This window comes from Actinosynnema sp. NPDC059335 (assembly GCF_042752395.1).
Classification (GTDB): domain Bacteria; phylum Actinomycetota; class Actinomycetes; order Mycobacteriales; family Pseudonocardiaceae; genus Actinosynnema.
This window is the reverse complement of sequence record NZ_JBHYXZ010000008.1, coordinates 1-13,135: the sequence shown is the minus strand read 5'-3', so window position 1 is coordinate 13,135 and position 13,135 is coordinate 1. Positions and strand designations below refer to the sequence as shown.

Sequence of the window (13,135 nt, the reverse complement as noted above, 5' to 3'; positions counted from 1 at the left end):
GTCGGGTCAGAGGTCGAGCACGGTGCGGAGCGCGGCGTCGACCTCGTTCAACTCGTCCAGGGTCAGCCTGCCCACCAGGTCGCCCAAGCGCTGGGGGTCCACGGCCGTCGTCTGCTCGACGAGCACGCGGGTGGGCTGCCCGTTCACTTCGATCTCCGGGCGGAACGACGCCGGACGGGCGGAAGTGGACGTCGGTGCGACGAGCCAGGTGCTCAACGGCAACGCGTTCGACTGGACGACAACGGCGTAGCGCCGGCCCTGCTGTTCGTGCCCGGTGGCGTTGCGGGGGGCGCGAAGGCGGTAGATCTCACCACGCACGCAACGGCTCCAGGTCGGCCAGGACCGCGCGTGCTTCGGCCACGTCGTCCGGGTCGGCGGCCAGGGCCAGCGCTTCCTCGCGCAACTCCTCGGCCTGCCGCACCTTGGCGGCCAGCAGCAGAGCTTCCCGGATCGCGGCCGACGCGCTGCGGCCGTCGGACGTCAACGTCGCCAAGGCCTGTTCGGTTTCGGTGTCCGGGCGGAACGTTATGGTTCCCATGCGAACAGCGTACTACAAATTGTAAGACGTGTGGTGCCACGATTGGGTGCACCACACGTCGGCACGCGAAACGTCAGGAGCGGTCGAACTCCTGGGCCGCCAGGGCCCGCACGATGCCCGCACGGCCCTCCGACACCAGCCGCCGCAGGGCCGGCGGGCGCTCCTCGGCCAGCCACTCGTCGGCCGCCGTCACGGTGTCCTTCGAGATGGACCACGAGGGGAACAGGCCGACGACCATCGACTGCGCCCGCTCGCTCGACCGGCGCTCCCACACGTCGGCGACGTCGGCGAAGTACCGCGCCACGAACGGCTGGAGCAGCGCCTTCTGACCGGGGTGCTGGATGCCCGCGATGATCGCCTCCGACACCGCGTTCGGCAGCTCGTCGTCGTTCACCGCGCGGTCCCACGCCTCGGCCTTGGCCTCGGCCGTGGGCCGCAGCGCCCGCGCCGACTCGGCCTTGCGGTGGCCGGTCGCGGTCGGGTCGCGCTCCTCCTCGGCCTGGATCTCGTCCAGGCCGGCGGCGCCGTGCGCGACGAGCGCGTGCAGCAGCCGCCAGCGCAGGTCGGTGTCCACGTCGAGGCCGTCGAGCACGTCCGTGCCGTCGAGCCACCCGCGCACGACCGCCAGCGTGGCCTCGTCCAGCACGGACCCGGCCAGCGCGTTGACGAACGCGAGCTGGTGGTCCGAGCCGGGCTCGGCGGCGCGGGCCAGCTCCAGCGTGCGGGTGGTGAACCTGCGCCAGCCCTCGTCGCGCCACGACGCGTCCGCGTACGACGACAGCGCGGTCTGCGCCTGGAGCAGCAGCCGCTGCACCACGCCGACCTCGGTCTCCGCCTGCAACCCGCCGAGCACCAGGTTCACGAAGTCGCGGGCCTTCAGCTCGGCCTCACGCGTCATCTCCCACGCCGCCGACCAGCACAGCGTCCGCGGCAGGGGCTCGGCGATGTCGGCGATGTGGTCGATCAGGGACGCCAGCGAGTCGGCGTCCAGCCGCATCGTGCAGTAGGTGAGGTCGTCGTCGTTGACCAGCACCAGCTTGCCGCGCGGCACGCCCACCAGGTCCGGCACCTCGGTGCGCTCGCCGGACACGTCCAGCTCGACCCGGTGCGTGCGCACGAGCTTGCCGTCGTCGTCCGAGTCGTACACGCCGATCGCCAGCCGGTGCGTGCGCAGCTCGCCCGCGCCCGGCCGGGCCCCGCCCTGGAGCACGGCGAACTCGGTGAACCGGCCCTCGTCGTCGACCGAGAACTTGGGGCGCAGCAGGTTCAGGCCGGTGGTCTCCAGCCACTGCGCGCTCCACCACGACAGGTCGCGGCCCGACGCCTCCTCCAGCGCGTTGAGCAGGTCGGCCAGCGTGGCGTTGCCCCAGGCGTGCTTGCCGAAGTACACCCGCAGGCCGGACAGGAAGTTGTCCAGCCCCACGTACGACACGAGCTGCTTGAGCACCGACGCGCCCTTGGCGTAGGTGATGCCGTCGAAGTTGACCTCGACCGCCTGGAGGTCGGGGATGTCCGCGGCCACGGGGTGCGTGGACGGGAGCTGGTCCTGCCGGTACGCCCACGACTTCTCGATCTTGGCGAACGTGGTCCACGCCTGCCGGTACTCGGTCGCCTCGGCCTGCGCCAGCACCGACGCCCAGGTGGCGAACGACTCGTTCAGCCACAGGTCGTCCCACCAGCGCATGGTCACCAGGTCGCCGAACCACATGTGCGCCATCTCGTGCAGCACGGTCTCGGCGCGGCGCTCGTACAGGTAGCGGGTGACGCGGCTGCGGAAGACGTAGTCCTCCAGGAACGTGACGCAGCCGGCGTTCTCCATCGCGCCCGCGTTGAACTCGGGCACGAAGCACTGGTCGTACTTGCCGAACGGGTAGGTCACCCCGAACGCGCGGTGGTAGAAGCCGAAACCCTGCTTGGTCTCGGTGAACAGCCGCTCGGCGTCCATGTGCGGGGCGAGCGACGCGCGGCAGTAGATGCCCAGCGGGATGGTGGTGTCGCCGTCGCTGAACTCGTCGCGCCACTCCGCGTACGGGCCGGCGACCAGCGCGACCAGGTACGTGGACATGGGCTTGGTGGTGGCGAAGACGTGCGTGTCCGCGCCGCCCGGACCGTCCACAGTGGACTCGATCGCCGCGTTGGAGACGACCTTCCAGTGGTGCGGCGCGGTCACCGTGAGGTCGTAGACCGACTTGAGGTCGGGCTGGTCGAAGCAGGCGAACATGCGCTTGGCGTCCGCCGTCTCGAACTGCGAGTACAGGTAGACCTCGCCGTCCACCGGGTCGACGAACCGGTGCAGGCCCTCGCCGGTGTTCATGTACCGGCAGTCGGCCTCGACGGTCAGTTCGTTGACCTCGGCCAGCTCGGGCAGGTGGACGCCGTCCTCCTCGCGGTACGCGGAGACGTCCAGCTCGTGCCCGTTGAGCACGGCGCGGTGCACGTTGGCGGCCACGATGTCGACCCACGAGGACGCGCCGGGGGTGCGGCTGCGGAAGGCGATCGTCGTGGTGGAGCGGAACGTGTCCGAGCCGGGCTTCCCGCCGCCGTCGGTCAGGTCCAACTCGATCCGGTAGGAGTCGACTTCCAGAAGCGCAGCCCGCTGCTGCGCCTGGTCGCGGGTGAGGTTGGGTGCCGCCACTGGTCACCTCGTCTGCCGACGCCGCGGGACCTCGGCGCCGGCCTCGTCGGAACGGGACTGGGTGTCGAGTCGGTGAACACGACAGTCGCATCCAATCACGTGGGACCCCCGGAAGTGGACTGGCGTCCGAGGGAAGACTGCGCGGGGCCGGCCGGTTGTGCACGATTGGAGCGCCGGCGCCGGCGCGCCGTGCACACGAACAGCCACGGAGGGACACCGCATGTCGACAGAGGGACGCACGAAGGTCGACTTCTACTTCGACCCGATCTGCCCGTTCGCGTGGATCTCGTCCCGGTGGATCCTCGAGGTGGAGAAGCAGCGCGACCTCGACCTGAACTTCCGGGTCATGAGCCTGTCCGTGCTCAACGAGGGCCGTGACCTGCCCGCCGACTACCGCGCCATGCTCGACCAGGGCTGGGGCCCGGTGCGCGTCGCGATCGCCGCGGCCAAGCTCAAGGGCGACGGCGTGCTGCGCGACCTCTACACCGCGCTCGGCACGAAGATCCACAACGAGGGCCTGGGCAAGGACCGCGAGTACGACAAGGCCATCGCGCTGGCGCTGGAGGAGGTCGGCCTGCCCGCCGAGCTGGCCGCCGCCGCGCACACCGACGAGCACGACGAGGAGCTGCGCGCCAGCCACCACCGCGGCATGGACCCGGTCGGCGAGGACGTCGGCACGCCCACGATCCACATCGACGGCGTGGCGTTCTTCGGGCCGGTGCTGACGAAGATCCCGCGCGGCGAGGACGCGGTGCGGGTGTTCGACGGGGCGCGGGCGCTGGCCGGCTACCCGTACTTCTTCGAGCTGAAGCGGACGCGGACCGGCGGCCTGGACTTCTCCTGACGCGCTCGGTGTGACACTCTTGGGCACGTTTCGTCCAGGGGTGTCACACCGTCTCCGGGGAGTCCGCCGTGATCGAGGTCGTCAACCCGACCACCGAAGAAGTCGTCGGCACCGTCCGCGCCGGCACGACCGGTGACGTGGACGCGGCCGTGACCAGGGCGGTCGCCGCGTTCCCGGCGTGGTCGGCGACGCCGCTGGAGACCCGGCTCGCCCTGGTGCGGTCGGTCGCGGACGCGCTGGAGGCGCGGGCCGAGGAGTTCGCCGCGACCATGACGAAGGAGATGGGCACGCCCATCACGTTCGCCTCCCGCGTGCAGGTGCCGAACCCGGTGGGCATCGCGCGGGGCGTGGCGGACGTGCTGGCGGGCGGCTACTTCGACGGCGAGGAGATCGGCAACTCGCTGGTGCTGCGCGAGCCGGTCGGCGTGGTCGCCGCGATCACCCCGTGGAACTTCCCGTTGCAGCAGATGGTCGCGAAGGTCGTGCCCGCCCTGGCCGCGGGCAACGCGGTGGTGCTCAAGCCGAGCGAGCTGGCCCCGCTCACCGCCGACCTGCTGGCCTCGGTGCTCTCCGACGCCGGTGTGCCGCCGGGCGTGTTCTCGCTGGTCCACGGCTTCGGCCCGGTGGTCGGCGAGGCGTTGGCCAGTCACCCGATGGTGGACATGGTGTCGTTCACGGGTTCGACGCGGGCCGGTCGGCGGGTGGCCGCGCTCGCCGCCGAGACGGTCAAGCGGGTGGCGTTGGAGCTGGGCGGGAAGTCGGCGAACGTGGTGCTCGACGACGCCGACCTGACCCGCGCGGTGAAGATCGGCGTCGCCAACGCGTACATGAACAACGGGCAGGCGTGCAGCGCGTGGACCCGGCTGCTGGTGCCCGCCGACCGGCACGACGAGGCGGTGGAGATCGCCGTCGCGGCCGCGGCCAAGTACGAGCCGGCCGACCCCTCCCTGCCCGGCACGCGCCTCGGCCCGGCGGTGTCGGCGGCCCAGCGCGACCGCGTCGTCGGCTACATCCGGCGCGGCGTCGAGGAGGGCGCGAAGCTCGCCCTCGGCGGCCCCGAGCGACCGCTGGAGCGGGGTTTCCACGTCGCGCCGACCGTGTTCGGCGACGTGCGGCCGGACATGGCGATCGCGCAGGAGGAGATCTTCGGGCCGGTGCTGTCCGTCATGCCGTACGCGGACGAGGACGACGCCGTGCGCATCGCGAACTCCACCATCTACGGCCTGGGCGGCGCCGTCTTCTCCGCCGACCCCGAGCGCGCGCTGGCCGTGGCCAAGCGCCTGCGCACGGGCCAGGTGGACATCAACGGCGCCGCGTTCAACACCCGCGCCCCGTTCGGCGGCTACCGCCAGTCCGGCAACGGGCGCGAGTTCGGCGCGCACGGCCTGGACGAGTTCACCGAGGTGAAGTCCGTCCAGCGCTGATCCGGTCCACGCGACCGCGAGAGTCCGACACCCACACCGCGAGAGTCCTACGTTCACGCCACCTGAATTCAACGCCCAGCGCCGGGACGTGTGCGTCGAGCGTTGAACTCGGGGTGCGTGGGCGTTGGACTCTCGCGCGGTGGGCGTTGGACTCTCGCGGGTTGGGGTCAGGCGCGCAGGACGCCGTCGGTCAGGCGGGGGACGGCGGTGCTGACGTCGACCTCGCCGGCCAGGGCCACGTCGCCCGCGTGACCGGCGGCGATCAGCTCCCGGCCCGACACGCAGCCCGCCAGCACGTCCGCCACGGACGCCCGCGCGTACATCTCGGCCGCCAGGGCGGCCTCCACCGACGCCGACCCGTACCCGAGCAGCGCCGCCATCACCGCGCCCGCGCCCAGCAGGTCCTCCACCGCCGGCCGCAGCGGCCCGGCCCCGTCGGACTCCGCCAGGTTCAGGCCCCACCGCTCCCCGGCCGGCACGACCCCGATCGGCCCGCCCGCCGCCAACGACCGCGCCGCCGCGGCCACCGCCCGCGCGTTGCGCAGGCACCCGGCCAGCACGATCGAGCCCGTCGACGCCGCCACCGAGCACAGCGTCGCGCCGTTCGGCGACGCCAGCTCCAGCACCTCGCCGGGCGGCACCGACACCAACGACGACGGCCGCAACGTCCACGACCGGTCGGCCGGCGGGGCCGCCGAGGCCCGGTCGGCCCAGTGCACCGGCCGCACCGCGCCCCCGCGCGCGACCACGACGTCCACCGCCGTGGAGAACGACAGCACGTCCACGACCACCAGCACCGCGCACCGCCCGCCGAGCGCGGTCACGCCGTCGACACCCCATTCCAGCCGGAGCCGGGAACCCTCTTGTCCGAACACCCGGCCCAGGATGGCAGACTTGCTGACGTGCGCGTTTACCTGGGATCGGACCACGCGGGCTTCGAGCTGAAGACCCATCTCGTCAAGCACCTGACCGACGCGGGCCACGAGGTGGTCGACGTCGGACCGGCCGAGTACGACGCGGAGGACGACTACCCGCCGTACTGCATCGAGGCCGCCCGCCGCGTGGTCGCGGACGAGGGCAGCCTGGGCATCGTCATCGGCGGCTCCGGCAACGGCGAGCAGATCGCCGCGAACAAGGTGCCGGGCGCGCGGGCCGCGCTGGCCTACAGCGTCGAGACCGCGAAGCTGGCCCGCGAGCACAACGACGCCCAGCTCATCGGCATCGGCGGCCGGATGCACACCACCGAGGAGGCGTTCGCGATCGTCGAGGCGTTCCTCGCGACCCCGTTCTCCGGGCAGGAGCGGCACGCCCGCCGCATCGCCATCCTCGGCGAGTACGAGCGCACCGGCGAGGCGCCGGCCCTGCCCTGATGCCCGAAGGCCACACGCTGCACCGCCTGGCCCGGCTGCACCAGCGGCGGTACGCGGGCTCGACGGTCCGGGTGTCGAGCCCGCAGGGCAAGTTCTCCGCGTCCCTCGTGGACGGCCGGCTCTTCGAACGGGCCGAGGCGCACGGCAAGCACCTGTTCCACGTCTACGGCCCCGACGCGACCGTGCACGTCCACCTGGGCCTCTACGGCACGTTCACCGAATCGCCCCACCCGGTGACGGACCCGGTCGGCGCGGTGCGGATGCGGCTCGTCGGTCCCACCCACTGGACGGACCTGCGCGGCCCGACGCGTTGCGAGGTCCTGACCGACGTCGAGGTGGACGCCCTGCACGCCCGGCTCGGCCCGGACCCGTTGCGCGGCGACGCCGACCCGGACCGGGCCTACGCGCGCATCGCCCGGTCCCGCCAGTCGATCGCGGTGCTGCTGATGGACCAGACCGTGCTCGCGGGCGTCGGCAACGTCTACCGCGCCGAGGTGCTGTTCCGGCACGGCGTTCACCCGTACGTGGCGGGCCGCGCGATCGACCGGGCGCTGTGGGACGACCTGTGGCTCGACCTGGTCGTGCTCATGCGCGCCGGCGTGAAGGTCGGTCGCATCGACACCGTGCGGCCCGAGCACCTGCCCGAGGTCACCGGCCGCGCGCCGCGCCAGGACCGGCACGGCGGCGAGGTGTACGTCTACCGCCGCACCGGTCAACCGTGCCTGGTCTGCGGCACGCCCGTCGCCGCCGCCGAGCTGGCCGGCCGCAACCTCTACTGGTGCCCGACCTGCCAAGCGGCCTGACCGGGTCAGATGTCGAAGCCGCCGAAGTCGCCGCCGCCACCCCAGTCGCCGCCGCCGAAGTCGCCGCCGTAATCGCCGCCGTAGTCACCACCGGCGTCCCCGGCGTCGCCACCCGCGTCGCCGCCGTCCCCACCGTCGCCGCCGCCGTCGTCACCGGCCGCCACGGCCGCGGGCACCCCGACCATGCCGACGAACATCGCGTTGAACAGCATCATCGACCCGAACGTCCACGCGCCGGCCACGAGCGCGGGCTTCCACCACGGCTCGGAGTACCAGCCCTGCGGTACCGGCCGGCCCGCCACGACACCGCCGGGGTAGTAGTGCGGCGTCTGCGCGCCCGGCTGCGGCGAGGCGACGTACCGGTGGCCCTCCACCGTGACGTCCCGCTCCTCCGAGACCTTGCCCGCGCGGCTTTGGCCGGTGAGGTCCGGCAGCTCGGGGCCGGGGTCGAGGCCCATCGCGACGCGCGCGGCCCGCACGTAGTACAGGCCCTCCATCGCGGTCTGCGTGACGAGGCGGCACTGCTCCACCGTGCGCGCCTGCTCCATCTGCGACCCCGCCGCGGTGAACCGCTCGGACGCGTCGGCCAGCGCCTGCTGCGACGCGACGTCCGTGCCGGTCAGGTTCATCACCTGGCCGCCCAGCCGCTCCACCCAGCGGCGCGCCTCGGCCTGGGCGTCCTCCAGCTCCCGGCGGCGCTTCTCCGCGGCGGACCGGGCCGAGTACCAGATCACCCCGGCCAGGGCGAGCAGCACGAGCAACACGATCGTGGTGGTCATCGACCCTCCCGATGCTTGATGCCCGGAAAACGCCACGCACGGTGCGGAGGTTCCCGAAACGGTCAGAACACCTCCGTGCAGTGGGGCTCCCGATCACCCAGGAACGCATGTGACAAGGCGTTCAGCGCACCGTCCGTGACCTCACTCACCCGCTGGGCGCGGGCCAGCGTCGTCAACCGCGTCCCGCCCAGGTAGGCCGCGCCCAACGCCTGCACGTCGAGCACGACGTCCGGGTCGTCGTCCACCCGCTGCACGGTCGCCGTGCCGTCCTTCACCGTGAGCCGCCACCGGCCCGCGTTCCACGGGCAGAACTCGTCCGACACCTCCAGCACGGCGTCCACGTCGGAGTTGTAGCGCCGCCCGGCGAGCGCGCGGTCGACGTCCACCAGCCGCACCCACAGCGCGTCGGACCGGCTGCGCAGCGCGAGCCGCACGTCGTCCAGCAGGTGCAGCACCGGGTCGTCCGAGGCGGTGTAGAACTTCAACTCGCCCACCAGGTCGAGGTCCAGCAGGTACCGGTAGAGCGCCGCGTACGCCTCGTCCGTGCGGGCCGCGATCTCCCGCACGTGCAGCTCGTTGCGCGGGCCGCGTTCCTGCCAGTCCTGCTTGACCCGGTAGACCGCGTAACCCTGCGGGTGCACCGCGTAGCGGTACGCCGTGAGCCCGTCACGGTCCTGCTCGGTGTCGGCGAAGTAGGCGTCCCAGGCGGCGTCCGTGCGGCTCAGCCACCCTGTTCGGCCCGGCCGCAGCTCGTCGTACACGGTCTTCATGAACGGCATGGCCTCGTCCCGCGAGACCTCGCGCACCCGCTCGCCGTCGATCGACACGCCGGGGCGGAACGCCGCGTCACCCGGCACGGACAGCCGAGCGAACTCGCTGGCGAGCCCGTACCCGAAGCGGGGGTAGATCGCCGCCTCCGACGCCCACAGCGCGGCGACGGCCTCCCTGCCCTCGTCGTGCAGGGTGTGCAGCTGCGCCCGCATCACGCGGGTGAGCACGCCGCGGCGGCGGTGCCCCGGTTTCACGGCGACCGCCGTGACCGCGGCGAGGGGCTGCGGACCCGCGCCCGGCACGGTGATGTCGCGGGTCTGGACGCCACCGCCGCCGATCAGCTCGTCGCCGTCGAACACGGCGTGGTAGCGGTCCGGCTCGAACAGGTCACGCCACCGTTCGAGCTGGTCCTCGACGCTGTCGGCGAGGAAGGCGGAGTTGAGGACGCGTTGGTACGCCGCGAGTTCGTCCGCGGCCAGGGTGCGGATGGTGAGCGCCATCTCCCGTTCATACGCTGCCGGGCGTTCACGCGCGAACCCAATTCCGGCACGCGCGCCGGTTTCCCGGAACCGGCCGGTGATCGGCCGTCCGGGGAGCAGACTGTGCGCGTGAGGAACCTGCGCGTGGTCCTGAGGTGCCTGGTGACCTTCGGCATCGGCTTCCTCATGGTGGTGCTGGCGATCCGCTTCGGCGAGGCTTTGTGGCGCGCGGTGTCGTCCTGAGCGCCCTAGCGGGGCGTGACGAAGCAGAACTCGTTGCCGGCGGGGTCGCGGAGCACCTGGAAGCTGCCCTGCTCGTCGGTGTGGACGCCGCCCAGCGCGGTCGCCCCCAGTCCGGTGGCCCTCCGCGTCGCGGCGGCGATGTCGGGGACGTCGATGTCCAGGTGCAGCCGGTTCTTCACGGCCTTCGGCTCGGGCACGGGCTGGAACGAGAGGCGCGGCCAACCCGGCGGCACGACGTGCGCCCACCCGTGCGCGCGGAGGACCGGTTCGCCCCCGAGCAGCCCGGCCCAGAACCGCACGAGCCGGGACGGGTCGGGGCAGTCCACCACGATCTGGTTCAGGCGCATGGTCCCATCATGAGGCGACGTGGGACCTATTCGTCTGGCCGAAGCGTCGTGGCTCACAGGCGACCGAGAGCCGCGGCCCCCGATCGTAGCGGTCCGGTGTGGACTGACCGGCGTACCACTACGACTACCCCGACGCCCGCAGCCACCATGACCGCCAGCCCGCCCACGTCGTCCCGTCGCTAGCCCCGGAGACGGCCTATGCGCGGAATACGCCGAATGGATCCTGCGCTATTTCCCAATTCATTTCCAATGGACGTTGGACGACCTCGTTGACGGACGCCGTGAGCGACCCGTCCTGGCCTCAGTGGAACCGGGTGGAACCCGACCGCCTGATCGCGGAAGCTCCGTGGCCGACGACGTGGCGGATCACTTGCGGTCTCCTGTGATCGGAGTTGCGGGAAGCCGTCCCAGCCCTTCACCACTTCCCGCAACCCTCTCGACGGGCCTCGCACGTGCCATCGGGGTAATGACCTCAACCCGTCGCCGAAAGCTTAAAACGCTCCACCGAACCCAAGTCAACCCAATCCACCACCCCCAACCGCGTGAATCTCCACCCGTGATCACCCCACTGGCCCTAATCCCCCACAGCAGCCAATCCGATCACCAGCCCCACACCGATCCCTCCACCCTCAATCCGCTCCCCACCGGTCCCTGCTCATCGCCACTCGTTCATTGTCCGGGACCCCGCCAAGCTGCCCAGGGTGCCGGGCTGGGTCTGGTCGCGCGCGGCCCACTCGATGGCTGAAGCCGGCTTGCGCTGTCGTTGCTCGACGGTTGAGAGGGCTGTCAGCGGAGTTGGCTTCGTGGGAGGACGAGCAGTCCGCGGTGCGCGATGCGCTCTGGTGGGCAGATATGACGACCAGTCCAGATGGCGAAACGACGACCGTAGGTGATCGGCTCGCTGAGATCCGCGAGCGCTATGGGTCGGAAGACGTCGTGACCGTATTCATCGGGCAGGCTGAGCCGGAGTTGGTGGCCGCGGTCGAGAGGACTGAGGAGCGTCTACGGGAGTTCGGGCACGGTCAGGTGGCGAAGTAGGGCTTCGGCCGGTTCTCGGTCTCTTTTTTGATCTCGCGGATGACGGTGTGGCTGATGGTCTCGCCTACGTCCTGGGCTCCGCCGGGGATGGAGTAGAGGTCGTTGTCGGTGCGGCGGATCATGAGCAGGCGGCCTTGGTCGTCTTGGGCGAACGCGGTCACGGCTACGACGATGTTGGGGTCGTTGTAGGTCTTGATCAGGCTTGGGTTGTCGACCAGGCCGCGAGGTGCCGGGGACACGGGGGTCGGTGGAGGTTTATCCAGCGTTCACGCCGGTCGCCTTGGCGATCTGGTCGAGGCCGAAGCCGTTGCGTAGCAACGAGTGTTGACGACCAGGCGTGCCGAGGAAGCCACGGTGGTGCCCGGCACCGGTGCCGGGCGAAGGTCGGGTACAGCCTGCGCGCGACAAGGATGCGTCAAGTCCGCGTGACCCCGGTGGCTGACACGGTCCGTTGGCATGTCACCGCAGACCTGCCGATCCGGGCCGAGCCGCTGGTGTTCGCCGGGAGGGTGGAGTTCCGGCTCGGCAACGCGGCTCCGGTCGTTGATCGTGACGCGTTGCCACGTCTGGCCCAGGCGCTCGCCGAGGGCGGACTCACGGACTGGGTGGGCACAGTTCCACCCACGCCGCGCTCGTCTCCCCGCACGCGAGGGGCACGGAAGATCCGCAGGAAGCGAAAGACCGCCCTAAAAGGACGGTCCGTGAGGGCTCTACCAGCGGGAAGAGTAGAGAGCGGGTGACGGGAATCGAACCCGCATGACCAGCTTGGAAGGTCTGGCAGCGATCAAGCTCCTGACCAGCTAAGCCTCTGACCGGCACCTTCACCGGCCATCTGACCGCCCGTACCCCTGATTGACCGCGGTTGACCCTGAGTTGGGGCACGCGAGGGGCACGGGCGTCATCGAAGTCGTCACAACGACTAGGGTTGATTGCGTGCAGCTCTCGCCTGCTTGCGCCGTTCGACGCGGGCAGGCGACTGAAAGACCTCGTTCAGAATCTCTGCCATAAGTCCCAAAGTTTCTTCGGACTCCTCTTCGGTGACTGGTTGTACGAAGTCGCCGTGAGCCATTTCGTTGCCTAGGTGTCTGATCTCATGGGCGGCTTCCCTGATATGTGGTCGAAGCAGTCTCTGTGTATCCATTTCGTCGATTTTTTGAACGAGTGTCCCCTTGGTTATTCCTTTCTCTTTTGCGGTTGCCTCAACAACTGATCGTGCCATCTGAACGGCCGCTCGATACGCTCCAATTCCATGGCATTCATGGGCCTCGGAGGCGGCGGCTGCGATATGCTGCGGTACGTCTTCGTATGGTTTCGGGGTCCCCTTGGCAGGGATCCATTTAAGACTGTCGTGAGTGGCCATGTATTCTATCCACGTTTTTGGATTTGGTACATTTGCCCGCTCACTGTGGGCGAAGCCGATGCTGAAATGATCGCATTCATCGCACGCGAAAGTGCCCATCACGACGACGGCGCTTCCGTAGTCGTAGTCGATCGTCGTGACGGCGCCTACTGGTGTCATGTGGGAGCGTGAACCGCACCATCCGCATGTCGTAGCCATGCGAGAACGCTACACACTGAACCCCTGAATGCGGTGGGGGCACGTGTCGATGGCAAGGCGGCGGAGCCGTCGCGGCAGTCGATCGCCGTGCCCAGCGCTGGCAGGTGTGTGACCGCGCGATCGCCCCGATCCTGGTGGCTGGAAGTGATTCGGCGGCAGCTTGCATCCGCGTGACGCGCCGCTGTCCCGGCCACGTGCACCGACTCCGCGCGCGGCCGACGGGCGGAGCGGAGCGGGAGCCCGGCGTGCCGCGATGCGGGGAGTCGGTGCAACGTTAATCGCACCTGGCCGCGCGCCGCCGCAGGC

Annotated in this window: 12 protein-coding genes and 2 pseudogenes; 5 read left to right on the top strand and 9 right to left on the bottom strand. The window is 70.6% G+C overall.

What is annotated here, in order from left to right:
• Positions 1–6: 6 nt before the first annotated feature.
• From ACFXGA_RS04115 to pepN, 3 genes are all read right to left on the bottom strand, one after another.
• Positions 7–318: a type II toxin-antitoxin system PemK/MazF family toxin gene (locus tag ACFXGA_RS04115; RefSeq protein WP_378084197.1), complete on the bottom strand. Its 312-nt coding sequence runs from the start codon at positions 316–318 to the stop codon at positions 7–9.
• A complete protein-coding gene (locus ACFXGA_RS04110; RefSeq protein ID WP_378084195.1) occupies positions 308–538 on the bottom strand; it encodes a hypothetical protein in 231 nt (76 codons plus the stop codon). Before ACFXGA_RS04110 ends, ACFXGA_RS04115 begins: the two co-directional genes overlap by 11 nt.
• 73 nt (positions 539–611) lie before the next feature.
• Positions 612–3,173 carry an aminopeptidase N gene (gene pepN, locus ACFXGA_RS04105; protein ID WP_378084193.1) on the bottom strand — a complete coding sequence of 854 codons (2,562 nt, stop codon included), beginning with the start codon at positions 3,171–3,173 and terminating at the stop codon, positions 612–614.
• A 220-nt stretch (positions 3,174–3,393) separates the two neighbouring features.
• Here pepN and ACFXGA_RS04100 point away from each other — a divergent pair, with 220 nt between their 5' ends.
• Both ACFXGA_RS04100 and ACFXGA_RS04095 read left to right on the top strand, forming a co-directional pair.
• Complete coding sequence (locus ACFXGA_RS04100; RefSeq protein WP_378084192.1) at positions 3,394–4,017, top strand: disulfide bond formation protein DsbA; 624 nt, start codon at positions 3,394–3,396, stop codon at positions 4,015–4,017.
• Between the two features lie 56 nt (positions 4,018–4,073).
• Positions 4,074–5,441: pseudogene (locus ACFXGA_RS04095) on the top strand (aldehyde dehydrogenase family protein); the annotation flags it as partial.
• A gap of 167 nt (positions 5,442–5,608) precedes the next feature.
• Here the strand turns inward: ACFXGA_RS04095 and ACFXGA_RS04090 are convergent.
• On the bottom strand, positions 5,609–6,316 hold the full coding sequence (locus ACFXGA_RS04090; RefSeq protein ID WP_378084191.1) for a 2-phosphosulfolactate phosphatase: 708 nt from the start codon (positions 6,314–6,316) through the stop codon (positions 5,609–5,611).
• Positions 6,317–6,343: 27 nt separating this feature from the next.
• Between ACFXGA_RS04090 and ACFXGA_RS04085 the strand changes: the two genes are divergently transcribed.
• Together ACFXGA_RS04085 and ACFXGA_RS04080 are read left to right on the top strand one after the other, a co-directional pair.
• Entirely contained in the window at positions 6,344–6,811 is a 468-nt protein-coding gene (locus ACFXGA_RS04085) for a ribose-5-phosphate isomerase (RefSeq protein WP_378084189.1), read from the top strand.
• Entirely contained in the window at positions 6,811–7,614 is an 804-nt protein-coding gene (locus tag ACFXGA_RS04080; protein ID WP_378084188.1) for an Fpg/Nei family DNA glycosylase, read from the top strand. Before ACFXGA_RS04085 ends, ACFXGA_RS04080 begins: the two co-directional genes overlap by 1 nt.
• A 5-nt stretch (positions 7,615–7,619) precedes the next feature.
• Here the strand turns inward: ACFXGA_RS04080 and ACFXGA_RS04075 are convergent, their stop codons facing one another.
• The 3 genes from ACFXGA_RS04075 to ACFXGA_RS04065 form a co-directional block, all read right to left on the bottom strand.
• Entirely contained in the window at positions 7,620–8,393 is a 774-nt protein-coding gene (locus tag ACFXGA_RS04075) for a hypothetical protein (protein WP_378084187.1), read from the bottom strand.
• Between the two features lie 62 nt (positions 8,394–8,455).
• A complete protein-coding gene (locus tag ACFXGA_RS04070; protein ID WP_378084185.1) occupies positions 8,456–9,664 on the bottom strand; it encodes a GNAT family N-acetyltransferase in 1,209 nt (402 codons plus the stop codon).
• 227 nt (positions 9,665–9,891) lie between these two features.
• Positions 9,892–10,233 (bottom strand): VOC family protein, encoded by a 342-nt coding sequence (locus ACFXGA_RS04065; protein WP_378084184.1) that lies wholly within the window; start codon positions 10,231–10,233, stop codon positions 9,892–9,894.
• An 825-nt stretch (positions 10,234–11,058) separates the two neighbouring features.
• Between ACFXGA_RS04065 and ACFXGA_RS04060 the strand changes: the two genes are divergently transcribed.
• Positions 11,059–11,271, top strand: a complete 213-nt coding sequence (locus tag ACFXGA_RS04060; RefSeq protein ID WP_378084182.1) for a hypothetical protein — start codon at positions 11,059–11,061, stop codon at positions 11,269–11,271.
• 17 nt (positions 11,272–11,288) lie between these two features.
• Here ACFXGA_RS04060 and ACFXGA_RS04055 read toward each other — a convergent pair.
• Positions 11,289–11,471, bottom strand: a pseudogene (locus ACFXGA_RS04055) (NUDIX hydrolase); the annotation flags it as partial.
• A gap of 719 nt (positions 11,472–12,190) precedes the next feature.
• Positions 12,191–12,790 carry a DUF4145 domain-containing protein gene (locus ACFXGA_RS04050; RefSeq protein ID WP_378084180.1) on the bottom strand — a complete coding sequence of 200 codons (600 nt, stop codon included), beginning with the start codon at positions 12,788–12,790 and terminating at the stop codon, positions 12,191–12,193.
• Between the last annotated feature and the right edge of the window lie 345 nt (positions 12,791–13,135).

Excerpts from the sequence above, each read along its gene's own strand:
- ACFXGA_RS04110 (WP_378084195.1), bottom strand. The coding sequence starts at position 538 with ATGGGAACCATAACGTTCCGCCCGGACACCGAAACCGAACAGGCCTTG.
- ACFXGA_RS04100 (WP_378084192.1), top strand. The coding sequence starts at position 3,394 with ATGTCGACAGAGGGACGCACGAAGGTCGACTTCTACTTCGACCCGATC.
- ACFXGA_RS04080 (WP_378084188.1), top strand. The coding sequence starts at position 6,811 with ATGCCCGAAGGCCACACGCTGCACCGCCTGGCCCGGCTGCACCAGCGG.
- ACFXGA_RS04075 (WP_378084187.1), bottom strand. The coding sequence starts at position 8,393 with ATGACCACCACGATCGTGTTGCTCGTGCTGCTCGCCCTGGCCGGGGTG.
- ACFXGA_RS04070 (WP_378084185.1), bottom strand. The coding sequence starts at position 9,664 with ATGGCGCTCACCATCCGCACCCTGGCCGCGGACGAACTCGCGGCGTAC.
- ACFXGA_RS04065 (WP_378084184.1), bottom strand. The coding sequence starts at position 10,233 with ATGCGCCTGAACCAGATCGTGGTGGACTGCCCCGACCCGTCCCGGCTC.
- ACFXGA_RS04050 (WP_378084180.1), bottom strand. The coding sequence starts at position 12,790 with ATGACACCAGTAGGCGCCGTCACGACGATCGACTACGACTACGGAAGC.